The organism is Nonomuraea sp. NPDC049709 (assembly GCF_040674815.1).
In the GTDB taxonomy this organism is placed as follows: domain Bacteria; phylum Actinomycetota; class Actinomycetes; order Streptosporangiales; family Streptosporangiaceae; genus Nonomuraea.
In genome coordinates this window covers 25,208-50,280 of record NZ_JBFANM010000026.1, presented here as the reverse complement: position 1 = coordinate 50,280, position 25,073 = coordinate 25,208, and the positions used below count along the sequence as shown (strand labels likewise).

The following is a 25,073-nucleotide window of genomic DNA, read 5'->3' as shown; positions in this document are numbered from 1 at the left end:
GCCGGACGCGCGTGGGGGCGGTCCGGCGGCGCGGAGGGCGGGAGCGGTCAGCTGAAGGTGACGTCGCTGCAGAAGTAGTACGTCTGGTCCATGTGCGAGGCCTTCCAGATCGTGTAGACCACGTGGCGGCCGGTGCGTGAGCCCTTGTTGATGCCGCTGATCATGTACGTCCCGGCGGGCGCGTACCGGGGAGTCTCGCGGACCAGCTCCAGGTGGTTCCAGCCGAGCGGCGTGGTCGTGGCGTCGTAGCCCTGGCGGGTGATGTACACCCGGATGTAGTCCGCGCCGTGGTAGGCCTGGTCGGTCAGGCGGATGTCGAACGTGGCGGCGAGGCTCGTCGTCTTCCAGGCGCCCGGCGTGTCCATGGAGCGGTAGCGGGCGCCCTGCGTCTGGCCGGCGCTGCAGAGTTGGCCGTTGGGGATGGCGGCCTGGTGGTTGCCGCCGACACCGTCACGGTAGAGGCCGTTCCAGTTCCACATGGCGTTCGTGTTGTCCTGCCACGCCTGCCAGCACATGGGGTCCTGCTGCTGCATGGTGGGGTTCTGGAAGTCGCTGCCCCAGCGCAGCCAGCAGCCGTAGTTGCGGGAGGCCGGGTCGGTGACCGAGCCGTGCGCCGACGCGGTGCCGGTCAGGGGGATGACGACGAGCATCATGATGGACGTCAGCAGTACCAGGGCGCGCTTCGCCCAGCGACTAGGTGCGACTTGGGGCATAGTGCGGTCTCCGTGTTCCGGTCGGGGTTCCGGTGGTGGGGAGCGCTCCTGGTGGGCGACGGTATCTGACGGCATTAATCCGTACAAATGACGGGTTGTGTCAACGCCTGGCTCGACTGTCGTGCGCCCTGGTCAATGTGCTTGATGAGCAGCGGAAAGGGCTTTCCAGAGCGCTGCGGAAACAGGTGAAAGTTTCAGAACAGATCACCCTTTCCAAATTGTTCAAAAGGTATAGAAGCAGACGAAATACCGATACATAAGGCCTTTTTCCGCCACGGCGCTTGAGCTGCAAGCGTGACCGTCCCATGACTTTGGGTGACGGATTTTGGGCAAGTAGCATGTGGGCGAGGGCGAGGCTCCCGATACTGAGTGGGTGACCGCAATGGCGACGATCGAACCGGCCGGACCACGTGTCTTTCCCCTGGGGAACGCGCCGTACACGGTCGACGACCTGCTCAAGTTCCCTGACGACGGGAACCGCTACGAGCTCTTCAACGGGAGCCTACTGGTGAGCCCTGCCCTCACCCCCCTGCACCAGCGCGTCATCTTCCGGATGCAGCAGATCCTCGATGAGGCGCTCCCACCCGACCTGGAGCCTTTGTCTACGGTGAATCTGCGGGTCACCGACAGGGATTTCTACATCCCTGACCTCGTCGTCGTCCGCGAGGATTCGGTGGAGACGGTCGGTCTCATGTTCTCACCTCGCGACTTGCTGCTCGCCGTGGAAATCGGCAGTCCGAGCACCAGCATGCACGACGAGGGTCTCAAGTCCCTCGCGTACGCCAGGGCAGGCATTCCCTCCTACTGGCGCATCGAGCCAGGCGAAGGACCTGCTCTCTACGTCTATGAGCTCAACGACTATGCCTATGACCCGCCGGCCGTCTACAAGGCCGGTTCGGTCGCGCAGCTGAAAAAGCCCTGCCCGATCAGCTTCGACCCCGGCGTCCTCGTTCTCGGACGGAATTGACGGACCCGCCGGATCACGTAGCTCAACGGCGACAGCTTCGACCCCGCCGCGTTCGTCGAGTGACCTGGACCCCGGCTCTGCCGGCCCCCTCCAGCCGGGAGTGCCGGGGTCCAGGAGCTTCATCCCTCCTCTGGCGGGCTCTTGGCGGCCAGGGAGGTGTAGACGGTCACCTCGTCAGGGCGCACCAGGCCGTCCTGGATCGCGCAGATGAGCAGCTTCTCCTTGGTGGGCGCGGGTCTTCCGGCCGCCGCGTATTTGACCCGCGCCCGGTCTATGTACTGCCGCACGGTCCGTTCCTTGATCCCCATGCGCGCCGCCACCGACGCCTTGGACATGGACTGGAACCAGTACAGCAGCGCCGCCCGCTCCTTGTCGGAGAGCTGCGGCCGGTGGGGGCCCTCGTCGGTCGCGATCGCCTGCGCCATCGGCGGCGTGACGAAGGGGCGGTCGGCGGCCACCTCCAGGATGGTCTCCAGGCACGACTCGCGGGTCGCCCGGCCCTTGCCGATGAAGGCGGAGGCGCCGGCGTCCAGCACCGCGCGTACCGTCTCCGGTTCCTCGTGCTCGGAGAAGACGATCACCCGCTGCCCGCCCGCGCACAGCTCGGCGACCCGGTCCACAACCATGGTGCCGTTGAGGTTGAGGTCGAGCAGGAGCACGTCGGCGGCCGTGCCGCGGACGGACTCGATGGTGGGCCCCTGCGCGACGAGCGTGACAGGGCTCGGCGGGCCGAACCACGACCGTACGCCGTCCACCACCACCTGGTGGTCCTCCACCAGGGCGACCGTCACGGGCCCCGTCGTGCGCCCCGTCATGGGCCCCGTCATGGGCCCCGTCATGGGCCCCGTCATGGGCCCCGTCATGGGCCCTGCCAGATGCTGTTGACCCACACCTCACCTCCCAGCCGCTGGTAGCTGACGACCACCCCGCTGGCCTCCCGTACGGGAGTCGGGCTGACGGGCAGATCGTCGTTGTCGGCCACGACTGCCACGCTGACCATCGTCGACATCGCCGACACCGTTACCCTGGCCCGCGACCTGGCCCCGTCCAGTGCCCGGACGGGCGCTCTGAGCAGGTCCTCCCGCACGCCGTCCGGCAGGAGGGGCAGGTGCTCGCCGAACGGCGGGGCCGTCACGAGGACCTGGCGCCGCTCGGCCGCGTCGATGCGCTCGCGCAGCACCGACACCAGCTCGTCGGGGACGTCCTCGCGCTCGGTGATGAGCCGGCGCAGCCGCATGGCCCCCGCCGTGCAGTCCTCGCGTACGCGCGGGTCGCCGGGGTCGGCGCCGTTGGCGAGCTGCGTGAGCAGCGACTCGGCCACGTCGCGGATGGCCTCGTAGCGGCGCAGCCGGTCGGTGTGGATGCGCTGGGCCGACTCGCGCCAGGCGTCGTCGGCGGCCAGCCGGCGGGCCAGCAGCACGGTCTCCTCGGCGCGGGCGCGCAGCATGTGGCAGCCGGCCATGTAGCCGAGCTGCATGGTGACGCCGCCGGCGATGACGATCAGGTATTTGGCGATGGAGACGCGGTCGAGCGAGCCGGAGATCGCCATCGCGGCCAGCATGATGCCGGCGTTGGCGGACAGGAACGCGATCATCTCGGTACGCCAGCGCGGCCGGTTCCAGGTCAGCATGACGCCGAGCCAGCCGATCGAGCCCCAGCCCCAGTCGCTGATCCCCAGCAACTCGCCCGGCCGGGAGGCCACGATCACCGCGACGTCCACGGCCAGCGCGGCGAGCGCGAGCGCGAGGATCCGGTCGGGGCCCCTGGAGGTGCGCGACAGCGACAGCGCGCCGATCACGAAGATCGCGGAGTACAGGACCCAGGCCGCCATCGCCACCAGCGGCCACCGGAAGGAGCTCCAGCCGGTGAGGGTGACGGTGAGGTCGTAGCCGAGGTGCCAGACGCCGGCGATCACCACGGCGCCGAGCGCGGTGTAGCGGGCGTAGCGCAGCGCGATCTGCTCGATCTCCTCGGTCATGGCCGCCACCACAGGCTCACCCGGGTGCCCCGGTCACCGGAGGAGATGCGCGCGCCGCCGTTCGGCAGGGAGCGCATCGTGTCGAGGATCGAGCCGCGCACGCCGAACCGGTCGGCCGGTAACCGGTCCTGGTCGAAGCCCCGGCCGGTGTCGGCGACCTCGACCAGGATCTCCCCGTCGCGCCGGCCTGAGCTCAGCTCGGCCTCGCGCACGCCGGCGTGCCGGGCGATGTTCGCCAGGGCCTCGGTGACCGCGCGCGCGAAGCGCTCGGCGACGTCCCCAGGCACGGTCTCCGGCGTCAGGCGCCGGTGCACGTCCAGGCCGGTGGCCCGCCCGGCCACCTCGTCCAGCAGCGTGTCCAGGGCGATGGGGGCGGAGAGAGCGCGCGGGGTGTCCCGCAGCTGCTCCAGCGCCGACAGGTCGGTGGCCACCTGGGCGCGCAGGGTGGGCGACGGCTCGTCGTAGGTGCCCTGGCCGACCATGGTGAGCGTGTGCAGCGAGGTCTCGTGGATGCTGCTGACCTGCTTCAGCTCGTCCTCGCGGCGCAGCCGCTCCACCATGAGCGAGATGTCGGCGCGCGCGCTCTCGCGCAGGAAGGCGTCGGCCGAGGCGGCCGAGCGGCGCAGCAGCGTCATCAGCAGCACGATCGCGAGCAGCTGGACGAGATGGATGCCGACGGTGCCGAGCACGTCGTGGGTGGGCGAGGCCAGCCGCACGCCCACCGCGAACGCCCCCGCCACGACCAGCCCGACGGGTACGGCCACCTTGGGACGCCAGGTGACCCCGGCCATGACGACGGTCATCGTGACGAGTCCCGCCACCCAGCTCGACCCCGTGACGAGCGCCTCGACCGCCACGAGATGGACCTGCGCCAGGCACAGCGCGACGGTGATGGCCACATCACCGGCCACCAGCCAGTGGGGCAGCAGCTCCTTGCGCAGGAACACCCGCACGTGCAGGGCCGTCCACACGAGATGGATCGCCAGCATGGGCGCCAGCCAGCGGGCGGAGACGGGCGGGACCGCGCCGAAGAGGGCCGCCACGACGGCCACAGAGCCCACCGCGCTGCGCGCGCCGGCCCCCGTTCGTGCGACGGCCTTCTCCAGTTGCCTGGTGGCCGAGTCGTATCTCGTGGAGCCGGAGTGAACCATGAGCCGTCCGCACGCGATATGGGCACAAGACGGGTCTCACGATAACGCAGGGCAGGGTGGGTAAAAAGGAACGGAGCCCCGTTTCTCCGGCAATCGCGGTGGATGGCGTCATGGGTCGCATGGCTGTAGTCCTCGGGCCGGCTCTGCTGCGGTGGTTCACCGCCCTCCCCGAACCCTGTCCCGCGCCGTCCCCGTTGGCATGACGGCTGATCGGCCGTCAGGGCGCCACGACGGCCGATCAGCCGTCTGCCGCGTCCCTTGTGATGAGCGTCTACTGGGACGCGAGTGCCGCGATGATCGCGACGGGAGGGACTCATGACGGTGTTCGTGATCACGTTCCTGCTGGGCTGTCTGTCCGTGATGACGGTCCGGGGACGTAAGGGGAACTGGCCGGCCGGCATGCCGGTGGCCCGGCCGAGGCTGGTGGCGGTGGGGGGCACGTACGAGGGCACGGACGGGTGGCCGTGCGACGCGTACGTCGTGCAGGAACGGATGATCGCGGCGGCCCGGGGGGCGGGCGGCACGCAGCTGGCCCACATGGCCGCCGCGCTGGCGCTGGGCGCGGTGGTCGCCGAGCGGCCGCAGCACGCGGGCACGCGGGAGGAGGACCTGGTCGAGTGCGCGCAGGCGGCGCACCGCGCCGTGCGTACGACGGCGCTGCGCAACGCCGCCATGCCCGACCTGGCCAGCACCCTCGACCTGGTCGTGCTCGACCGGGCCGAGATCCCGCGGCTGCGCTTCGCGCACGTCGGCAACGGCGAGATCTGGCACTGCCCCAAGGGCGGGGAGCCGCACCGGCTCACGACGCCGCACGCGTTCGACGGCGGGCCGCTGCTGCGGGGGCTCGGCCTGCCGACGGCGCTCAACCCGGAGGTCGGCTCCGTGGCGCTGCACCCCGGTGACCGGGTGGCGATCGTGACCGGGGGCGCGATCGGAGCGCTGGGGGTGGCGCGCATGAAGGAGCTGTTCACCGGCGGGTCGTCGCCGGTCGCGTGCCTGGACCGGATGTACGACGAGATGGCGGCCGAGGAGCCGAAGGAGGACGCCACCGTGATCATCGCGGAATTCGTGACCGCGTGATACACGACCTGACCTAAGATCGTTCTGTGAGCTCATCACAGGGCATCAACCCGAACATCCCTCACTCCGCCCGCGTCTACGACTACTGGCTGGGCGGGAAGGACAATTTCGAGGCCGATCGCCGGGTGGCCGAGCAGACGATGGCGGCGGTGCCCGGCATCCGGGAGAGCGCCAGGAACAATCGCGCCTTCCTGGGCCGGGCCGTCCGCCACCTCTCGCAGCTGGGCGTCCGCCAGTTCCTCGACCTGGGCACCGGCATCCCCAGCCAGGGCAACACGCACGAGGTGGCGCAGGCGGAGGCCCCCGAGTCCCGTGTCGTCTACGTCGACAACGACCCCATCGTGATGGCGCACGCCAGAGCGCTGCTGACCAGCACCCCCGAGGGCAGGACGGCCTACATCGAGGCCGACGTGCGCGAGCCGCGCGCCATCCTGGAGCATCCCGACGTGCTGGAGACCCTCGACTTCACCCAGCCGATCGCGCTGGTCATGGTCGCGATCCTGATGCACATCCCCGACGCCGACGACCCGGAGCGGCTGGTCAAGGCATACGCGCAGGCGCTCCCGTCCGGCAGCTACCTGGTGCTGAGCCATCTGACGCTCGACCTGGTGTCCAAGGAGACGGCCGACGACTACCTGACGGCCACCCGGCCGCAGGCGATGCACCGCACGCCCAGGACGGGCGAGCAGATCGCCCGCTACTTCGACGGTTTCGAGCTGGTCGAGCCCGGTCTCGTGGCGGTCTCCGAGTGGCGCGACACGCCCCTGTTCCCCGACTCCGCGGCCTGGATGTACGCCGGGGTGGGCCGCAAGCCGTAGGCGTCGGCCCGGCGCGGCGCGCGACCCCGGGCGCCCCATCGGGATTGCGCCGTCTCGTTCCAAAGCCGTTTAAGGTTCAAGTTGTGGATCGGTTCGGGGACGGGACGGCGGAGTGAGCACAACGGTCAGGACCGAGCAGGCCGCGGCGGGTGACCAGCCGAAACCGAAGCGGCGCCGCCGGCGCTGGTTCGGCTGGGCGGTCGTCGTGCTGCTGGCGCTGTGGGCCGTCATCAGGGTCGGCGGCTGGGAGCAGGGCTCGTTCGTCACGCAGCTCATGACCGTGACGCCGTACGGCGCCGGGCTGGCGGGGTTGACCGCGCTCCTGTCGCTGTTGCGGCGCAACCGCCCGGTGGCGCTCGTCGCGGCGATCGTGTGCGTGGTGATGGTCGCGGTCGTGGTGCCGCGCACGATCAGCGCGGAGCAGCCGGCGGCACAGGGCGCGCCGCTGCGGGTGCTGGCGATCAACCTGTTCGGCCGGGGCGACGCCCGGACCGTGGTGGACCTGGTCCGGAAGTACGACATCGACGTGTTCAGCGCCCTGGAGCTGACCCACGCCGAGGCCGAGCGGCTGGACGCGGCCGGGCTCGGGCGGCTCCTGCCGCACCGGGTGCTGGAGCCGGAGTTCGGGGCGACCGGCAGCGGCATCTACGCCAAGCACCCGGCGACGAAGCTGGACGGCCTGTTCACCCCGATCGGCCACAACATGCCGGCCGCCACCCTGACGCTGCCGGGGGGCGGCCAGGTCGAGTTCGTGGCCGTGCATCCGAACCCGCCGCTGGGCCGCATGGAGCAGGAGTGGAACGCCGCCCTGCGCGCCTTCCCCCCGGCCTCCTCGTCGGCGGTCCGGGTGCTGGCCGGCGACTTCAACGCCAGCCTGGACCACCGCGCGTTCCGCGACCTGCTGGCGCGGGGATACGTGGACGCGGCCGAGCAGGTGGGCAAGGGCCTGACGCCCACCTGGCCGAACTTCCGGCCGATCCCGCCGATCATCTCCATCGACCACGTGGTGGCGGATCGGCGCGTGGCGGTGCGCCGGGTGGAGATCCTGGACGTGCCCGGAACCGACCACCGCGGCGTCTTCGCCGAACTCCGCCTCCCCTGACCGGCCGGCCGGGCGCCGGGTTGTCGCGCAAGCGCGCGGTCACTGCTCCAGGAGCCGGGCCGGGGTGCTGAGCCGCCGCGCGGGGCTGAGGGTGACGGTCTCGCCGGCGACCCGGATGACCGCGCGCAGCGGCGGCTCGTCCGCCGAGGGGCCCGCGGAGAGCGTGACCGTCCCGGGCTCGACGATGCGGCGCAGCTCGACGCCGGTGTAGGAGAACGCGTCCGCGGGCACGTCGAACGCCACCACCCGGGTCTGCCCCGGCTCCAGTGCCACCCGCGCGAACCCGATCAGCTGGATGGCCGGCCTGGCCACCTGCGCGACCGGGTCGGAGGCGTAGAGCTGCACGACCTCCTCCGCCGGCCGGTCGCCGGCGTTGCGCACCGTCACCCGGGCCTCGACCGAGCCGTCCGTGGCGCATTCCGCGCGGTCCGTCTCCAGGGCGACGTACTCGACCGCCGAGTACGACAGCCCGTGCCCGAACGCGAACGCCGGCGTCGGGTCCAGCACCGTGATGCCGTCCGCCCGCCTGCCCAGAGGCGCCTGCAGGTAGGTGGAGGGGTTGATGGCGGGCGAGGCGGGGATCTGCACCGGCAGCCGTCCCGACGGGTTGACCCGGCCGCTCAGCACGCCGGCCAGCGCCGTCCCGCCCTCCACGCCGGGCAGGAACGCCTGGACGGCCGCCGCCACCCGGTCCTTGTACGTCCCCAGCGCGTACGGCCGCCCGGACACCACCACGAGCACCACCGGCGTGCCGGTGGCCAGGACCGCCTCGACCAGGTCCGGCTGGAGGCCGGGCAGCCGCAGGTCCGCCGCGTCGCAGCCCTCGCCCGAGGTGCCGCCGCCGAACAGCCCGGCCCGGTCGCCCACGAACAGCAGCGCCAGGTCGGACCCGGCGGCCAGCTCCGCCGCCGCGGCGATCCCCGACCCGTCGTCGCCCGTCACGTCGGCGCCGAGCGCGTAGCCGAGCTCCGCCCCCGGGAACTCGGCCGCCAGCCGTTCCCTGACGGACGGGATGGGCAGACCCATGCCGTGCTCGGGGTAGCGGTCGAGCACGTGGTTGGGGAAGGCGTAGCAGCCGAGCAGGGTACGCGGGTCGTCCGCGCACGGCCCGATGACCGCGATCTTCGCGGTCGTGGCGGGTTCGACGGGCAGGATCCCGCCGGGGTTGGACAGCAGGACGATGGAACGTTCCGCCACGGTGGCGGCGAGGTCGCGGTTGCGCGGGCTGTCCAGGTCGAGGTCGTCGACGTCGGGGAAGTCGTGATCGCCGTCGAGGAGGCCGAGCTCGATCTTCTGCCGCAGCACCCGGCGTACCGACTCGTCCACCAGCGCCTCGTCCACCCGGCCCGCGCGGACGTGCGCCACCAGGTGCGCGCCGTAGCCGACGGTCTCGGGCAGCTCCACGTCGATGCCCGCGCGCATCGCGACCGCCCCCGCCGCCGCGTCGTCCTCGGCCACCCCGTGCATGGACGCCAGGAAGGGGACCGCCCAGTAGTCGGCCACCACCGTCCCCTCGAACCCCCACTCCTCGCGCAGCAGCCGCCGCAGCAGGTCCGGGCTCGCGCCGACGGGCACGCCGTCGAGGTCGGCGTAGGAGTTCATCACCGACCGCGCCCCGCCCTCGCGCAGGGCCGCCTCGAACGGCGGCAGGATCACGTCGGCCAGCTCTCTCGGCCCGATGCTGACCGGCGCGTGGTTGCGGGCGGCGCGCGAGGCCGCGTAGCCGGCGAAGTGCTTGAGCGTGGCGATGATCCCGGCGCCCTCCAGCCCGCGTACGTACGCCGCTCCGAGCCGCCCCACCAGGTACGGGTCCTCGCCGAGGGTCTCCTCCACCCGCCCCCACCGGTAGTCCCGGACCACGTCGAGCACGGGCGACAGTCCCTGGTGCACCCCGGCGGCGCGCAGGTCGGCGCCGATCGCCCCGGCCAGCCGCTCGATCAGGCCGGGGTCGAAGGTCGCCGCCCAGGCCAGCGGCGTCGGGTACGCGGTCGCCCCGTACGTGGCGAACCCGGTCAGGCACTCCTCGTGCGCGATCGCCGGGATCCCGAACCGGTTGGCGGCCATCACCTGCTCCTGCAGGGATCGCAGGCGGGCCGCGCCCTCGGCGGGGCCCATCGGGGCGGTGCCGTAGACGCGGGTGAGGTGCCCGAGCCCGTAGCGCAGCCGCTCCTCCAGCCCGCCGGCCGACATGAACAGGTCCTGCAGGGGTGCGACGCTGCCGGGCTCGTCCGTCTGGACCCAGACGGATCCGAGCTGCGCGACCTTCTCCTCAAGGGTCAGCTCGGCCAGCAGGCTCTCCACGCGCTCGCCGGTCGTGCGAGCGGCGTCCCGCCAGGGCGCGAGGCCCGGCGCGTTGACAGATGTCATGGCTGCGACTTTCGAGAGATTCATCCCGATCATTAAGCCGGGACTTTAGGTGCCCTCCGCAAACTCGTCAAGAATATTTCGAACTGATACCGAAATTTTCGGCGACCGTTTATCGGCGGACCAGAAAACAGCCTTCGCACCTGACCTTGACCAGCGAAGCCACCTCGGACTCGGCGATGAAACTTTCAGGAAACTTGTCCCGAAAAGTAGTTGCCAGGCGGGCTGGGGCAGGTCGATGTCACCTGTTGGCTATATCGAATAGGTGTTCGACTCTGGCATCGTCGCCCGGGGGCCCGTCGACGCTAGGAGAAGACACTCATGCCCGTTCGTTCCTTACGCACGATCGCGCTCGCTCTGGCGACCGCCGTCGCGCTCGTCCTGCCCGCCTTACCCTCCTCCGCCCAGGCCGCCACCGGCCCGAGCGTGGTGGTCAGGTGGAATCAAGCGCTGCTGGCGGCCGTACGCGGCGGCACGCTCGGCCCGCCGATGGTGGCAAGGGCGCTCGCGATCACCCACACCTGCGCCTATGACGCCTGGGCCGCCTACGACGCGGTCGCGGTCGGCACCCGGCTGGGCGGCTCGCTGCGGCGGCCCGCGGCCGAGCGCACGGACGCCAACAAGACCGAGGCGATCAGCTTCGCCGCCCACCTGGCCGCGGTCGACCTCTACCCGGCGCAGCGAGCCGGCTTCGACGCGTTGATGGCCGAACTGGGCTACGACCCGGCCAACCCGTCGAGCCAGGCGGCCCGCACCGGCGTGGCCGCCTGCCAGGCGGTGCTCGACCACCACCGCACCGACGGCGCCAACCAGTCCGGCGGCTACGCGGACACCACCGGCTACGCGCCGGTCAACGCCCCGGTCGTGGTCGCCGATCCGCTGACCACGCTGAACGCGCCGGGCCGCTGGGCGCCGCTGACGTTCGTCAACCGGGCCGGGGCGCTCGTCACGCCGCCGTTCCTCGCGCCGCACTGGGGGCAGGTGACCTCCTTCAGCGGCTCCGCCCGGTCCCTCGCCGACGGCGTGCCCGCGCCGTACGCGTACGGGTCCTCCGGGATCCGCACGCAGGCCGCCGAGATCGTGGCCGGCACGGCCGCGCTGACCGACCGGCAGAAGGCGATCTCCGAATACTGGTCCGACGGGCCGAGCAGCGAGACGCCGCCCGGGCACTGGTGCCTGTTCGCGCAGCAGGTCTCGGCCCGTGACCGGCACGGGATCGACCAGGACGCCAAGCTGTTCTTCGCCCTGGCCAACTCGGTCATGGACGCCGGGATCGCCTCGTGGGAGGTCAAGCGGGACCACGACTCGGCGCGGCCGATCACGGCGATCCGCTTCCTGTACCGCGGGCAGCAGATCCCGACGTGGGGCGGCCGGGTGGTCGACGGGGCCTCGTGGGTGCCGTACCAGGTGCCGACGTTCCCGACGCCGCCGTTCGCCGAGTACGTGTCGGGGCACAGCACGTTCAGCGCGGCGGCGGCCGAGGTGCTCAAACGCTTCACCGGCGCCGACACGTTCGCCGGACAGGCGCTGATCGCCAAGGGCTCGTCGCTCGTCGAGCCGGGGGTGACGCCGGCGCAGGACGTGACGCTGCGCTGGCGTTCGTTCAGCGAGGCGGCCGACGAGGCCGGGATCTCGCGCCGGTACGGCGGCATCCACTTCCGCTCCGGCGACCTGCAGGGCCGCACCCTGGGCCGGGCCGTCGGCTCGGCGGCGTGGGAACGCGCGAAGGACTACTGGTCCGGACGCGGCTGACCGTCCCGACCGGCCTGACCGTCCTGACCGGACGTCGCCCGCTCCCCTCGTGGCGGAGCGGGCGGCGTTCACGTCCGGAAGCGCCCGCTCCCCTGTACGGGAGCGGGGCGCCTTGGTGCTGCGGAGGTCAGGCCGCGCTCTCCTCGGCCTGCCGGTTGAGTGTCTCGAGGTCGAACGCGCCCGACTTGACGGCCGCGGTGAACGCCTCCCAGTCGTGGCGAGGTACTTCCAGCACCGCGTCCGGGTTGTCCGCGTGGATGACCTCCACGTGGTCGTTGATCCGCTTCGCCGCGACGCGGCTGGCGTCTTGCGTCATCTGCAGCACTCCTCTCGGTGCCTTGCGGGTTCCGGCCCCGGCCACCCGTTCGCAGGAGGACCGGGGCGGTTGCGGGCAGCCTTGCATCCGGCGGGCCGCGTCGGCCACCGGTTCGGCGAGGGAGGCGGTGGAAAAAGTCCCCCCGCGGGAGTCGATCTCTTGCCCTCGGTACAACAAAGACCTCCGCCGTTCGTCGGACCCGCCGCGCCACAAGATCGTGTAGCTTTCGCTCACCCGTTCTGTTCAGGCCCGAGGAGATCCGGTGAGCGACGCGACGGCGACCACCTACGAGTGGCTCTACCAGGAGTGGACCGACGGCACGGACGACACCTGGCTCTGCGTGTGCTTCGTCGGGGGCGTCTCCCCCGCCGAAGCGTTACGGCGGCTCGGCGTCGCCCCGGGGCCCGTCGCCGGCGACTACGGCTTCGGCATCGCCGCCTACCGCGCCCGGGGCGGTGCCGTCCTGGTCGAGGCCGGCTGGGGGAACGTCCCCGACCGCCTCCAGGTCCAGCAGCGCGAGCTGGGGATGGAGACCTCCTACGAGGACCCGGGGTGGACCGGCGCGCCCGCGGCGGCCGCGCTCGCCCTCGCCGAGCGGGCCACCGGCGTGCACCTGTCCCGGGCTCGCTACGCGGCCGACGCGCTGTTCGGCCCGACCGAGCACCTCGCCCCGTACGCGTGAGCTGTCTCCGCCCCGAGGCGGAAGATGCCGTCGCCGCGAGCCCTGCGACGCACCGAGTGATGTAAGGGACATTCAAGTCAGGAGTTAGTGGAGTGGCGTAGCTTCCTCGATCGACGGCAGGACAACTCATGACGTAAGAGGACAAGACATGCACTTGATCCCGGAGCGGATGAACACCCTCGAATGCCGGAGCGTACGCATCACGTAGGGCGGCGGCCCCGTGGCTGCTGGACCTGAAGTGGAAGAAAGCATCCAGGAATTTTGAAATGTCGCCGGTGCCCATGCATCGCCGACTTTCATGGGAGTGGTGAGCCGGATGGCCGCCGCAGACGTCTACGAGGGCGGCGGCTGGGGCGGGGCGTTCGTCATGCTCTCCGGGGCTCAGCGGGCCAGCAGCGCGAAGCGGTGGGCGGTGGCCCGCAGCGGCCGGCCGCGCTGCATGTCCGCGTGCAGGGCGCGCAGCCGTTCCTCGTAGGCGTGCGGGTCGAAGCCGGGCACCTGCCACGGGACGACGCGCAGGAACAGCACCAGCGCCCCGATGTCATGGAATGTCGTGGTGAACCCCGCCTCCTGCCGCCAGATCACCTCAAGCCCGGCGGCTTCCAGGGCGGCGACCGCCGTGGCGAGGCCCCAGGCGGCGTCCTCGTGCGGCGGGCCGCCGAGCGCGGCGTTGAGCTCCTCGAGGTCGCGGCCGGCCACCTGCTGGGTCAGGAACGTGCCGCCGGGGGCTAGGAGGCGGCGGAGCTCGTGCGCGTCGTACGCCTCGTGGCGGTTGATGACGAGGTCGAAGGAGGCGTCCGGGAACGACCGGGTGTCCGCGGCGACCTCGACGCCCAGCGGCTCCAGGCGGGCGCGGGCGACCGGGAGGTTGGGCGGGTGGCCCTCGGTCGCGGCGGTGCGGGGCGGCAGCAGTGGGGCGAAGGAGGCGAGCAGCTCGCCGCCTCCCGTGCCATGGTCGAGGAGGGAGCCGGCCCGGGAGAGGTGGTCGCGGGCCAGCTGCTCGTAGTCCCACGGCAGGGCGCCGTCGTCGGTGACGCGGTCGCGGAAGGGCGAGAAGTCCCAGCCCTCGAACGAGGCGGTCCGCGCCTCGTTCATCAGCTCCTCGAAGTCCATGGTCGCGATCATGTCGCACCGCCGTGGCGGCTCGCATCGCGATAAAAGGGGCCTTACGCCCGCCTGAAGGGCTTACGTCCGCCTGAAGGGCTTACGTCCGCATGAGAGGTCTTAGGTCCGCGGGCGCGGCGGGGTGCTGCCGCGGAGGACGACGGTGACCGGGAGGAGCGGGTCCGCGTGCCCGTCGTCCGCCAGCGCCAGCCGCACGGCGCTCAGCCCGGCCTCCCGCAGCGGCACCGCCACCGAGGTCAGCGCCGGTACGACGTCCACCGCCGAGGGGATGTCGTCGAACCCCGCCACCCCGATGTCCGCCCCCGGCTCCACCCCGGCCTCCCGGAAGGCGGTCATCGCGCCGATCGCCATCACGTCGTTGACCGCGAACACCGCCTCCACGTCCTCGAAGCCCCGCTCCACCAGCCGCCGCGCCGCCTCGTGACCGCCCGCGCGGGTGAAGCCGGTCTCGATCGCGAGCGGCTCGGGCACGCCCGCCCCGTCGAGCCCGGCCAGGAAGCCCTCGTGCCGGTCACGGGAGGTGCGGAGCGAGGGCGGGGCGTGGAAGACGGCGAAGCGGCGGTAGCCCGCGCCGAGCAGGGCGCGGGCCAGGGCGGCGGCCCCGCCGTGGTTGTCGATCGTGACGGTGCCGAACGGCAGGTCCCGCTGGCTGATCAGGACGACCCGGCCACCGGCGGTGCGGTACTCCTCCAGCTCCTCGACCAGCGCGTCCCTGGTCGGGGCCCGGTCGATGCGGCTGCCCGTCACGATGACGACGCGCGGCCGCCGGCCCCGCAGCGTCCTGACGATCTCCAGCTCGCGTTCCGGCGAGCCGCCGGCCACCGCCATGGTGACGATGAGCCCGGCCTCCTCCGCCGCCTGGGTGACCCCGGCGGCGATGGAGGAGAAGTAGGGGTCGGCCACGTCGCGCACCACCAGCGCGACGGTCCTGGTCGAGCCCTTGGCGATGGCCTGCGCCGACAGGTGCGGCTCGTAGTTGAGCTTGGCCGCCGCGGCGCGGACCCGGGAGACGTTCTCCGACCGGACGTTGCGCGCGCTGCCGTTGAGCGCGCGCGAGGCGGTGGCGATCGAGACGCCCGCCTCCCGGGCGACGTCGTGCAGGGTCGGCGGGGAGGCGGGGGCCGGGGCGGGCCCATGATCCATGGCGGTCATTCTGTCACCACGGTCAAGGGTTCGCCCCTGGTCGTGCCGGCCTCGTTGACGAGCTCGGCGACGTACACGTGCGTGCCCGCCGGCCGTCCCGTGAGCACGGTGGCGGCGCTCTGGGCGGCGGGGGTGGCGGCGGCGAGGTGCTGGGTGTCGACGAGCACGCCGTCCTCGTAGAGGCGGTAGGCGGTGGCGTTGGTGCCCCACCACATGTTCATGCGGACGGTGTGGTCGCCGTCGCCGTCCCAGTTGTCGCTGCTGAGCACGGGCCTGCCCGGGTTCGCGTCGGTCACCTCGACCTTGACGGGCGTGGTGGCGGTGCGGCCGGCCTGGTTCTGCAGCTCGCCGGTGTAGAGGTAGGTGCCGTTCTTCCGTGCGGTGACGGGCACCGTGGCCTTCTGGGCGGACGGGGCGTCCGGAGTCAGGTCGCGCCTGGCGATCTCCTTGCCGTTCTCGTAGAGGACGAAGACGCTGGCGTTGACGCCGTACCAGAGGTTCATGGTGACGTCGTACGTGCCGTCGTGCAGGCCGTGCGCCCAGCCGCTCGTGGTGGAGAGGGCCGCGCGGGCGGGCGGGGCGGTGGCGCCGTCCTGCGGGAGCTCGGGCTCCGGACGGGTGACCTCGATCCGGTACGTGGTGTCCGCCGTGCCGTCCTCCGCGACCACCTTGATCGCGATCTCGGTGTCGCCGACCGGGATGGGGATCGCGGGCGATGCCGTGCCGCTGGGGACCGGCCTGCCCTGGACCGTGATGGCGGACTTCGGGTTGAGCGCGATGGGGGTGAAGGCGAGCCGGTCGCCCGGGACGGTCAGCCCGTACGTCAGGGTGTCGGGGGCGAAGGCCGGTTCCAGGGTGCCGGCGGAGGGGGTGAGGGCGGACAGGGTGGTGTCCTGGGCGAGGGGGCGGCGCCGGATCTGGAGCGGGTGGGTGGCCTCGGTGCCGTCCTCGGCGGTGACCACGATCCGCACCTCGGCGCCCGTGTCGCCGAGGGTGATCTCGCGGGTGGCCCGCGCCCCATCGGCACGCTCGCCGTCGATGGCCACCGACCTGGCGAACGGGCTGCGCGCCACGGCCGTCACCTCGACCTGCGTCACCCGCGCGGGCACCTCCAGCACACCGTCGGCGGAGGGGGCGCCCTGGCTGGTGTCCATGCTGAGCAGGCCGGTCTCGTCGCGGGCGAGCCCGACGCCCTGCGAGACCCGGAGGTCGTCCAGGTCGATGCTGCCGTAGTTGGTGCTGGTGGCGGCGTACTCGATCTTCGCGACGGCGTCCACGCCGGTTCTGAAGGCGGCGTCGTCCAGCACCTCGCGGCCGTCGACGATCAGGTCGAAGCGCTTGTTCACGGTGTCCATGACGGCGGCGACGTGGTACCAGCGGCCGGGCTCGTACGTGCCGACGGTCTTCGTGGCCGAGCCGGCGTAGGCCACGATCGTGTTCTTGGTGAAGGCGAGGCTGACCGCGTTCTGGCCGCTCGCGTCCTTGACGTAGGGGATGGACCACCAGTGGTTGCCCGAGCCGTAGGGCTGCTCGCTCATGACGTTCGTCTCGACGGTCACGACGCCCTTGAGCGCGAACTCCCGGGTGAGGCTGGTGACGCCGCTGTTCGCGGTGCGGGTCAGCCTGAGGTTCCGGTCGCCGCCGGACTCGACGATCTCCACCGTCCCGCCGCCGGCGCTGACCGCGAGGCCGTCGCCGCCCGCGAACGGGCCCGTGGGCAGGTCGTCGAAGTCGTGCACCACCACGTAGTCGGGGGTCGGGCGGACGAGGAGGAGCGATCCGGCGTTCGTCGCGGTGGCGGCCTCGACCTTCAGCCCGGTCCTGGAGTCCGGGACGAAGCCGTCGGCGGCTGCTCGGAGCGTGTACCCGTCGCCGACCGGGACGCTCTCGACGGTGAAGGCGCCGTCGGGGCCGCTCGTGGCGGTGGCGAGGGTCTGGTCGCCGTCCTCGACGGTGACGGCCGCGCCGGGCAGCGGCTGAGCGGCCTGGTCCAGCACGCGGCCGGTGACCGACCCCACGGTGCTGGTCGAGGCCATGGTGAGGTGGACGGTGGCGACGTTGCCGGGGCGCACGTCGACCGTGCCGGTGGCCGTCGCGTAGCCGTTCCTGGTGGCGGTCACCTCGACGCCGTCGGCGAAGGGCAGGCTCCTGATCGCGAAGCGGCCGTTCGCGTCGGTGGTGGCGGTGCCCGTGGCGACGGTGCCCGAGGCGACCCTGCCCGTGGTGGCCGTGCCGCCGGCCGCCGTCACGGTCGCTCCGGAGACGGGGGCGCCCGACGGGGTGCGCACGGTGCCGGTGACGGATTCGGTGGTGGCGCCTTCCGGGGTGACGTACTCGAAGGCGCCGAGGTCGGGGGCGCCGTTGTAGAGCGGGGTGCCGGCGTAGTCGCGGCCGCCGTTGCCGGTGATCTCCGTGCCCCCGTCGACGGCGTACGAGCCGGAGGTCACGCGCAGGCCGTGGGCCGTCTCCAGGGCCGGGCCGCTCTCCGGGGTGCCGTAGGGGCCGTCGAGCGGCGCGTCGGCGAACAGCGGGTCGCCGAGCACGGCGTTCGCGTCGCCGGGCGGCACCGGGAGGGTGGCGCCGCCGTAGAGGTTGTGGTCGTAGGCGATGGTCGGGCTGGTGGTCAGGACCGCGCCCGCCCTGGTGGAGTAGAGCAGGTTGTTGGTGATGTCGTAGCGGGCGTCGAGGTAGCTGCCGTACCCGTAGATGAGGTATCCGGATTTGTCGTTGTAAATGGTGTTGTTGTAGATCTTCGCGGTCGCCGCTTTGTCCGAGTGCAGGTAGATCTGGTAGCGGCTGTTGCTCGCGATGACGTTGTTCCTGACCACGGCGTCGCCGAAGCCGAACTGGCACAGCAGCACGCCGTCGCCGTTGCCGTGCAGGTAGTTGTACTGGACGACCTGCCGGGTGGTGCCCTTGTCGGGGTCGATGCCGTTGGAGTCGGCGCCGCCGGCCTTCTGCTGCGTCTCGTACACCTCGTTGAACTGGAACGTCACGTCGTCGGCGTAGTACGTCTCGATGCCCGAGGTGCCGGTGCGGTAGACGACGTTGCGCTCAATGAGGGCGCCGCGCACGTTGGTGACGTACATGCCGTTGCACCCGTACGCGGTGCCGGCCTGGGTGATGTGGTTGTTCCTGACGACGATGTTCGTGTGCGGGGTGAACTTCGGGTCGTCCCGGTTCTCGCGGGTGCCCCAGCCGGTGGGCTCGGCGATCGTCTCGCCCGCCTCGTTCTTGCCGTCGCCGGTGTACTGCTTGACCACGATCCCGGCGAACGAGGTGTTGGCGACGGTGGAGTTCTGGATCACCACGTCGTTCAGCACGGTCGCCCGCTCCGGCGGGGCACCGATGTCGGGCACCGTCGTGTCGAACACGATGCCGCCAGTCTTCTTCGAGCCGTCCCAGCCGGTCTGGAAGCGCACGCCCGGCGCGTTGTTCTCGACGCTGCCGCCGATCCAGTTGACCTGCCCGGTGACGTCGTGCACGGCCACGCCGTCGATGACGAAGCCGTCGAGCGTCTGGCTGTTGTCGCCGGAGACGTGGATGCCGCGCAGGTCGCGCAGGTTCTCGCCGGGGGTGCCGGTGGCCGGGACCTCGTTGGTGACCTCCAGGTTGCGGATGGTCCAGAACTCCTGGTTGAACAGCCGCACGGCGTCGTTCACCTGGCCGGCGGCGTCGATGCGGGGCTTGGCGCCCTCGCCGTAGCGGTCGACGGTGATCGGGGCGCCGCTCTCGCCGGAGCCCTTGGGCCACAGTTGCTGCCCGCTCCACCGCTGCCCCGCCCGGAGCAGGATGCGGTCGCCGGGCCGGAACGTGGTCTCGCTCACCCTGGTCAGGCTCTTCCAGGGGTGTGCCTCGTCCTGACCGGTGGCGGAGTCGTCACCGGCGGTGGCGTCGACGTAGTACGTGGTCCCGGCCTGGGCGGCAGCGGGCTGGACCGGGAGGGCGAAGGCGGCCACCATGGCGGCGGCCGTCAGCAGGGTCGGGAATCGGGCAGGGAACATCGCTGCTCCTCTTGGGTGGGGGGTGGGCGCCGAGACGCCGGCGTTCGGAAGGTCAGCGCGGGGTGTGGACGACGGGGTCGGCGACGTCGTGGGCGCGCAGGTGGCCGCACATGCCCCAGCGCTCCTGGAGCGGGCTCTCCATCAGGGCGGACTCCAGAAGGTGCGTACCGTCGCCGCGCTCCAGGGCGTCGAGGACCTCGGCGGTGCGGCGGGTCTGCGCGGCGACCGTCGCCTCCCAGGTCTCCCGCCAGCCCGCCGCCTTCGGCCGGACCAGGGCGACCGCGCTGTCGTAGAAGCGCCGCAGCGCCTCCGGACCGCCCTCGGCCAGCCGCAGGAACCCGGCCACGGCCAGCTCCCGCCGCCGCGCTACCGCCTCCTCGACGCCGACGGCGGGCAGCGCCGCGGCCTCGCGGTACCGGGCGGGATCGGCGACGACCTCCGGCGGGAACGTCATGACGGCGTCGCCCGCCTCGGGCAGCCCGGCGTTCGACATCACGACCACCACCTCCAGGTCGCCGCGATTGACGGCCCGGTGGATGGTGCCGGGCGTGAACCACACGGTCGAGCCCGGACCCAGCTCCGTCTCGCGCAGGCCGTTCACGTCGAGCGTCTGCAGCGCGCCGTGTCCTCCGACCACGACGTACGCCTCCGTGGAGGCGGTGTGCAGGTGCGGCGTGCCGCCCTCCAGGCCGTCGGCGCAGGCCCCGGTGTAAACGGTCAGCCGGCTGACCGACGTGCCGCCGGGGAACGTCATCTCAGCACGTCCCTGCCCTGCTTGGCGAGCAGCGCCGTGCCGTCCTCGCCCCGGTCGCCGTCGGCGATCACGACCGCGTACCGGAAGCGGATGGTCTCGCCGTCCGGCAGCGGCACCTCCTCGCTGAAGAACGGCGCCGGGTTCAGGCAGGCGAAGTGCTCGGTGCGGGCGAACCACCGCGGCGGGTGCTGCGGGTTGGCCGCGTCGTCGACCATGACGATCGTCGAGTGGTCGCCGCTCTCGTCGTGCCGGCCGCGGAAGCCGAACCACTCGGCCCGCAGGCCGCGCAGCTCGTCGCCGCCCGCCCCCTGCGGGGACTGGATGACACCGTCGGTGAACGAGCGGGGGCCGCGCCAGAACAGGCCGCCGTAGCCGGCGTTCTCGCGGCCCTTGGTGGTCGGCGAGCCGAAGTCGATCGTGGCACCCGACACGTTCGTCATCTCGGTCTCGAACAGCAGCGCCCAGGTCGCGTCGTCGATCAGCGTGGCGGCCAGCCCGCGCCGCTCCTCGATCACCGGGTCGCCGGACTGCGCGGTCCAGCCGAGCGTGTGCCCGATCTCGACCCGGTCCGCGGCGGCCGCCAGCGTGGTCATCTCGCGGTGCGTGGCGCTGCCGTTGTTGTCGAGCTGGACGTACTCGCCGGCGACGTACGTCGGCCCGCCCCAGAAGTTGTGCTCGCCCACGCACGGCAGCGACCAGGCGATGCCCTTGTGCCAGACGTGGTCGTGCGGCCGGTAGAGCGACACCAGGGCGCCGCCGCGGGTGCGGATCGGATGCAGGTACGGCTTCGGCGACTCCAGCACCGGCGTGTCCGGGCTGTAGACGTAGGTGAACAGCTCGACCTCGCCCGCCGTGACGGCGACCGACCGGCCGAGCTCGTGGGTGGCCCGCAGGGTCACTGGTTCCTCCAAGGGGCGCCCGTGCCGTCCATGCGGCGGGCGAACGGGTTGTCGGCGGTGATCTGACCGGCGCGCACGCGCTCGCCGGTGAAGGCGGAGGCGTACAGGGCGGCGATGAACTCCATCGTCCGCCGGGTGTCCGAGGCGGTGACCGGCGGCGCCTGGCCCTGGTCGAGCGCGTCGAGCACGGCGGCGAGCCAGCCGCCGTGGCCGCTGGACCCCTCGCTGCGGTCCGCGGCCCAGAGGGGTCGCACGTCCTCCTGTCCCGGGGCGGGGGTGACGGTCCAGTGGTCGTCGGTGTAGCCGTACAGGTGCGCCACCTCGACCGTGGCGCGCTCGTAGTCGAAGCGCAGCTCAGAGGTCTGCCTGGGGGACACGACCGAGTTCACGACCGTGGCCACCGCGCCGCTCTCGAACGTCACCAGCGCCATCGACACGTCCTCGGTGTCCACCGGGCGGGCCCGCCGGGCGGCCACGGCGGTCACCTCGCTCCACGGGCCGAGCACCGACAGCAGCAGGTCGAACTGGTGGATGCCGTGGCCCATCGTGGGCCCGCCGCCCTCCGACTCCCACGTGCCCCGCCACGGGACCGCGTAGTAGTCCTCGTCGCGGTACCACTGGGTGACGCACGTGGCCAGCAGCGGGCGGCCCAGCGTGCCGGCCTCGGTCAGCCGCCGCAGCCGCACGGCGCCGGCGCCGAAGCGGTGCTGCAGGACGGTCGCGACGTGCCCGGCCGAGCGGCTCTCCGCCTCGATCAGGGTGTCGAACTCGGCCAGCGAGAGCGTGGGCGGCTTCTCCACCAGTGCCGTCACGCCGGCCTCCAGGCAGGCCAGGGCCAGCGGGGCGTGCAGCTGGGGTGGGGTGCACAGGTGCACGAAGTCCGGTTCCTCGGCCCGGAGCAGGTCCTCGGTGCCGGCGTAGCTGTTCGGGACGCCGTACTTGGCGGCGAACTCGCCCGCCCGCCCGGCGTCCACGTCGGCCACGGCCACGAGCTCCGCCCGGCCGCCGGACTCCGCCACGGCCTGGGCGTGCGCGTGGGCGATCCCCCCGGTGCCGACGATGGCGGCCCGGTACGTGCGTTGAGACATGTGTTCCTTCGTTGGCTGGTCGGGCTGGTGAGGATCAGGCGCCGTCGATCTCGGCCTGCAGTTCCTTGATGAACGAGGCGGCCGCCTGCTCCGGCGTCTGCCGGTCGAACAGCACCTCTTCGGTGTGCCGCTTGATGATCGCCTCGATGGCGCTGGCGCCGTTCGGGGTCACCCTGGGGGCGGTGCCGACCTTGACCGCGTCGAGGTACTCGGCCGCCGCCTTGTCCGTCTCGCCGAGCTTCGGGGTGATGGCCGCGCGGGTCTTCCTGTTGGCCGGGACGCCGCGGTCGGTCAGCATGACGTCGGCCGCCTCCTGGCTGTTGGCCAGGAAGTCCACGAACAGCGCGGCCTCCGCCGGGTGCTTGCTGCGCGAGGAGATCGACCAGTACATCGAGGGCTTGAAGTAGGCGGCCGGGGTGGACGCCTGCGACTCGCCGGGCAGCTTGAGCAGCTTCAGCTTCGACCCGCTGGCCGCCGCCAGCGACGGGAGCTGCGTGTTCCACCAGGTGCCGAAGGCCGAGGCGTTCGTGGCGGTGCCGGACTGATCCAGCGAGCCGCCGGCCCGCTCGATGGTCACCGACGGCGCGGGGGCGACGCCGGACTTGGCCAGGTCCCTGATGTAGGCCCAGTAGCCGGCCAGCACGTCGGCCGGGACGGCGACCTTGCCGGCCTCGTCGAACAGCGCCGCGCCGTGCTGGCGGGCCCAGATGTTCATGCTGCCCGCGTCGAAGCCGAAGGACTGCACGCCGGTGATCTTGCCGCCGCCCGCCTTCGACACCTGGTCGCCGACCTTCTTCAGGTCGTCCCAGGTCCAGGTGTTGTCGTCAGGCAGCTTGATCTTGAGCTGGTCGAGCAGCCCGGTGTTGGCGACGATCGAGTACGTGGCCAGCCCGACGGGCAGCGCGTACTGCTTGCCCTTCACGATGCCGGTGTCCAGGGCGGACTTGTCGAAGTCGGCGGTCTTGAGGTGTTTCGCGGCCGTGCCGAGGTCGAGCAGGGCGCCGCGCTCGGCGTACGAGGAGAGGTAGAGCTCGTCCATCTGGATGACGTCGGGCGCGTCGTTGGCGGCCACGGTCGTCGCCAGGCTCTCCCAGTAGCCGTTCCAGTCCTTGAACTCACCCTTGACCGTGATGTTCGGGTGTTTCTTCTGGAACAGGTCGATGACCTGCTGGGTGCGCTTGTGCCGCTCGTCGGCGCCCCACCAGGTGAAGCGGATCGTGACGGGGTCCTTCGACAGCTCCTGGCCGGCGCTTCCGCCGCCGCTGCCGCACGCGCTGAGCATGAGTGCCGCCGCGGCGGCCAGGGCGATTCTTCTCATGATGATTCCTGTTCGCGGGGGGTTACTTGCCGCCGGTCGTGGCGATGCCTCGGATGAGGTAGCGCTGGCCGACGAGGAAGGCGAGGAAGACCGGCAGCAGGGACACCACGCTCATGGCGAACATGGATCCCCATGAGGTGGACACCGTGGCGTCCACGAACGAGCGCAGCGCCACCGGAACGGTGTACATCTCGGGGTCGGTCAGGTAGATGAGCTGGCTGAAGAAGTCGTTCCAGGTCCAGATGAAGGTGAAGATCACCGTCGTGGCCAGGGCCGGCAGCATCAGGGGCAGGATGATCCGGACGAAGATCCGGGCGTGGCCGCAGCCGTCGATCCTGGCCGCCTCGTCCAGCTCGCGCGGCAGCCCGCGGATGAACTGCACCATGAGGAAGACGAAGAACGCGTCCGTGGCCAGGAACTTCGGCACGACCAGCGGCAGGAACGTGTTCACCCAGTCGAGCTGGGAGAACAGGATGTACTGCGGCACGATGATCACGTGGATCGGCAACATGATGGTGCCGAGCATGATCGCGAACCACAGCCGCTTGCCGGTGAACTCCAGCCTGGCGAACGCGTACGCGGCCATCGAGCAGGACACCAGGTTGCCGATGATGCAGGCCAGCACGAGGATCGCCGAGTTGGCCAGGTAGTGGCCGAACGGGGAGGCCAGCGCGGTCCAGCCCTCGCCGTAGTTCTGGGTCTGCAGGCTGTCGAGGATCAGGCCGGGGCGGCGGAAGATCTCGTTGTTGGGGCGCAGGGAGCTGACCACCATCCACAGCACGGGATAGAGCATGACCAGCGCCAGCAGGATGAGTGCGGCGTGCTTGGCCGCCTTGCGGAGGTCAGTCATCGTAAACGACCCAGAATTTCGCGGCCCAGAAGTTGACGACGGTGAAGCCACCGATGATCACGAGGAGCAGCCAGGCGAGGGCGGAGGCGTACCCCATGTCGAAGTTGCCGAAGCCGCGCTGGTACAGGTACAGCGTGTAGAACAGGGTGGAGTCCGAGGGTCCGCCGCTGCCGCCCGAGACCACGAACGCCTGGGTGAACGATTGGAAGGCGTGGATGACCTGCAGGACCAGGTTGAAGAAGACGATCGGTGACAGCAGCGGGATCGTGATGCTCCTGAACTGCGTCCACTTGCCGGCCCCGTCGGTGGCGGCGGCCTCGTAGTACATGGCGGGGATCTGCCGCAGACCGGCCAGGAAGATCACCATGGGCGCGCCGAACGTCCACACGTTGAGCACGATCAGCGTCCCCAGCGCGCTGTCCGGGTCGGAGATCCAGCCCTTCCCCTCGATGCCGAACACGCCGAGCACCTGGTTGAACAGCCCGTCGGCGCCGAAGATCTGCTTCCAGAGCACCGCGATGGCCACGCTGGAGCCCAGCAGCGACGGCAGGTAGAACGCCGAGCGGTAGAACGCCAGGCCGCGCAGCCCCCGGTCCAGCAGCAGCGCCAGGCCGAGGGCACAGATGAGCTGCAGCGGCACGGAGACGACGACGTAGACCAGCGTCACGCCGAGCGCGTGGTGCAGGCGCTCGTCGCCGAGCATCCGCGTCCAGTTGTCCAGGCCGTTGAAGACCGGCGGCTGGATCAGGTTGTAGTCGGTGAAGCCGAGGATCAGGGAGGCCGCGATCGGGCCCGCCGTGATGAGGAGCAGGCCCACGAACCAGGGCGCCAGGAACGCGAAGGCGGCCTTGTTCTCCTTCTTGCCGCCGAGGGTTCCGCCGCTGCCTCTGCGCATGCGCTGCAACTCGCCGAGAGCGCTCACGCGGGCCTCCTCGACGCGATCATTCGTGACCTCCTGTTACCAAGAGG

Annotated in this window: 21 protein-coding genes; 6 read left to right on the top strand and 15 right to left on the bottom strand. The window is 71.4% G+C overall.

Annotation, left to right across the window (positions count from 1 at the left end; translation table 11 throughout):
- Positions 1–47: 47 nt before the first annotated feature.
- A complete protein-coding gene (locus AB0J69_RS26120; protein ID WP_364122219.1) occupies positions 48–713 on the bottom strand; it encodes a lytic polysaccharide monooxygenase in 666 nt (221 codons plus the stop codon).
- Between the two features lie 382 nt (positions 714–1,095).
- On the opposite strand from AB0J69_RS26120, the gene AB0J69_RS26115 reads away from it, so the two are divergent.
- The gene (locus AB0J69_RS26115) at positions 1,096–1,680 is read left to right on the top strand and encodes a Uma2 family endonuclease (protein WP_364122216.1); all 585 of its coding nucleotides are present in this window, start codon (positions 1,096–1,098) and stop codon (positions 1,678–1,680) included.
- Between the two features lie 119 nt (positions 1,681–1,799).
- On the opposite strand, the gene AB0J69_RS26110 is transcribed toward AB0J69_RS26115, so the two are convergent.
- Genes AB0J69_RS26110 through AB0J69_RS26100 form a run of 3 tightly spaced genes read right to left on the bottom strand, consistent with a single transcriptional unit; the run spans position 1,800 to position 4,809 of the window.
- Complete coding sequence (locus AB0J69_RS26110) at positions 1,800–2,495, bottom strand: response regulator (protein ID WP_364122213.1); 696 nt, start codon at positions 2,493–2,495, stop codon at positions 1,800–1,802.
- A gap of 44 nt (positions 2,496–2,539) precedes the next feature.
- Positions 2,540–3,658 (bottom strand): hypothetical protein, encoded by a 1,119-nt coding sequence (locus AB0J69_RS26105; RefSeq protein WP_364122211.1) that lies wholly within the window; start codon positions 3,656–3,658, stop codon positions 2,540–2,542.
- Positions 3,655–4,809, bottom strand: coding sequence for an ATP-binding protein (locus AB0J69_RS26100; protein ID WP_364122208.1), 1,155 nt, complete (start codon positions 4,807–4,809; stop codon positions 3,655–3,657). Before AB0J69_RS26100 ends, AB0J69_RS26105 begins: the two co-directional genes overlap by 4 nt.
- A 315-nt stretch (positions 4,810–5,124) precedes the next feature.
- Here AB0J69_RS26100 and AB0J69_RS26095 point away from each other — a divergent pair, with 315 nt between their 5' ends.
- From AB0J69_RS26095 to AB0J69_RS26085, 3 genes are all read left to right on the top strand, one after another.
- The gene (locus AB0J69_RS26095; protein WP_364122205.1) at positions 5,125–5,889 is read left to right on the top strand and encodes a protein phosphatase 2C domain-containing protein; all 765 of its coding nucleotides are present in this window, start codon (positions 5,125–5,127) and stop codon (positions 5,887–5,889) included.
- Between the two features lie 26 nt (positions 5,890–5,915).
- The gene (locus AB0J69_RS26090) at positions 5,916–6,707 is read left to right on the top strand and encodes an SAM-dependent methyltransferase (protein ID WP_364122202.1); all 792 of its coding nucleotides are present in this window, start codon (positions 5,916–5,918) and stop codon (positions 6,705–6,707) included.
- Positions 6,708–6,819: 112 nt separating this feature from the next.
- Positions 6,820–7,809, top strand: coding sequence for an endonuclease/exonuclease/phosphatase family protein (locus AB0J69_RS26085; protein WP_364122199.1), 990 nt, complete (start codon positions 6,820–6,822; stop codon positions 7,807–7,809).
- Between the two features lie 39 nt (positions 7,810–7,848).
- Here AB0J69_RS26085 and AB0J69_RS26080 read toward each other — a convergent pair whose 3' ends face one another.
- Positions 7,849–10,176, bottom strand: a complete 2,328-nt coding sequence (locus AB0J69_RS26080) for a glycoside hydrolase family 3 N-terminal domain-containing protein (RefSeq protein WP_364122196.1) — start codon at positions 10,174–10,176, stop codon at positions 7,849–7,851.
- 318 nt (positions 10,177–10,494) lie between these two features.
- On the opposite strand from AB0J69_RS26080, the gene AB0J69_RS26075 reads away from it, so the two are divergent.
- Entirely contained in the window at positions 10,495–11,925 is a 1,431-nt protein-coding gene (locus AB0J69_RS26075) for a vanadium-dependent haloperoxidase (protein WP_364122193.1), read from the top strand.
- 127 nt (positions 11,926–12,052) lie between these two features.
- Here AB0J69_RS26075 and AB0J69_RS26070 read toward each other — a convergent pair whose 3' ends face one another.
- Positions 12,053–12,241 carry a hypothetical protein gene (locus AB0J69_RS26070; protein WP_364122190.1) on the bottom strand — a complete coding sequence of 63 codons (189 nt, stop codon included), beginning with the start codon at positions 12,239–12,241 and terminating at the stop codon, positions 12,053–12,055.
- Between the two features lie 262 nt (positions 12,242–12,503).
- On the opposite strand from AB0J69_RS26070, the gene AB0J69_RS26065 reads away from it, so the two are divergent.
- Positions 12,504–12,923: a hypothetical protein gene (locus AB0J69_RS26065; protein WP_364122187.1), complete on the top strand. Its 420-nt coding sequence runs from the start codon at positions 12,504–12,506 to the stop codon at positions 12,921–12,923.
- A gap of 381 nt (positions 12,924–13,304) precedes the next feature.
- Here the strand turns inward: AB0J69_RS26065 and AB0J69_RS26060 are convergent, their stop codons facing one another.
- From AB0J69_RS26060 to AB0J69_RS26020, 9 genes are all read right to left on the bottom strand, one after another.
- Entirely contained in the window at positions 13,305–14,048 is a 744-nt protein-coding gene (locus AB0J69_RS26060; RefSeq protein WP_364122185.1) for a methyltransferase domain-containing protein, read from the bottom strand.
- Between the two features lie 99 nt (positions 14,049–14,147).
- On the bottom strand, positions 14,148–15,191 hold the full coding sequence (locus AB0J69_RS26055) for a LacI family DNA-binding transcriptional regulator (protein ID WP_364122182.1): 1,044 nt from the start codon (positions 15,189–15,191) through the stop codon (positions 14,148–14,150).
- 5 nt (positions 15,192–15,196) lie between these two features.
- A complete protein-coding gene (locus AB0J69_RS26050) occupies positions 15,197–19,195 on the bottom strand; it encodes a carboxypeptidase regulatory-like domain-containing protein (protein WP_364122179.1) in 3,999 nt (1,332 codons plus the stop codon).
- A gap of 52 nt (positions 19,196–19,247) precedes the next feature.
- A complete protein-coding gene (locus AB0J69_RS26045) occupies positions 19,248–19,949 on the bottom strand; it encodes a cupin domain-containing protein (protein ID WP_364122176.1) in 702 nt (233 codons plus the stop codon).
- On the bottom strand, positions 19,946–20,848 hold the full coding sequence (locus tag AB0J69_RS26040) for a PmoA family protein (RefSeq protein ID WP_364122173.1): 903 nt from the start codon (positions 20,846–20,848) through the stop codon (positions 19,946–19,948). The genes AB0J69_RS26045 and AB0J69_RS26040 overlap by 4 nt, the downstream gene beginning before the upstream one ends.
- A complete protein-coding gene (locus AB0J69_RS26035) occupies positions 20,845–21,936 on the bottom strand; it encodes a Gfo/Idh/MocA family oxidoreductase (RefSeq protein ID WP_364122170.1) in 1,092 nt (363 codons plus the stop codon). The genes AB0J69_RS26040 and AB0J69_RS26035 overlap by 4 nt, the downstream gene beginning before the upstream one ends.
- Positions 21,937–21,970: 34 nt before the next feature.
- Positions 21,971–23,254 (bottom strand): extracellular solute-binding protein, encoded by a 1,284-nt coding sequence (locus AB0J69_RS26030; protein ID WP_364122167.1) that lies wholly within the window; start codon positions 23,252–23,254, stop codon positions 21,971–21,973.
- A 22-nt stretch (positions 23,255–23,276) separates the two neighbouring features.
- Positions 23,277–24,104 carry a carbohydrate ABC transporter permease gene (locus tag AB0J69_RS26025; RefSeq protein WP_364122164.1) on the bottom strand — a complete coding sequence of 276 codons (828 nt, stop codon included), beginning with the start codon at positions 24,102–24,104 and terminating at the stop codon, positions 23,277–23,279.
- Positions 24,097–24,999, bottom strand: a complete 903-nt coding sequence (locus tag AB0J69_RS26020; RefSeq protein ID WP_364122385.1) for a sugar ABC transporter permease — start codon at positions 24,997–24,999, stop codon at positions 24,097–24,099. Before AB0J69_RS26020 ends, AB0J69_RS26025 begins: the two co-directional genes overlap by 8 nt.
- Positions 25,000–25,073 lie beyond the last annotated feature (74 nt).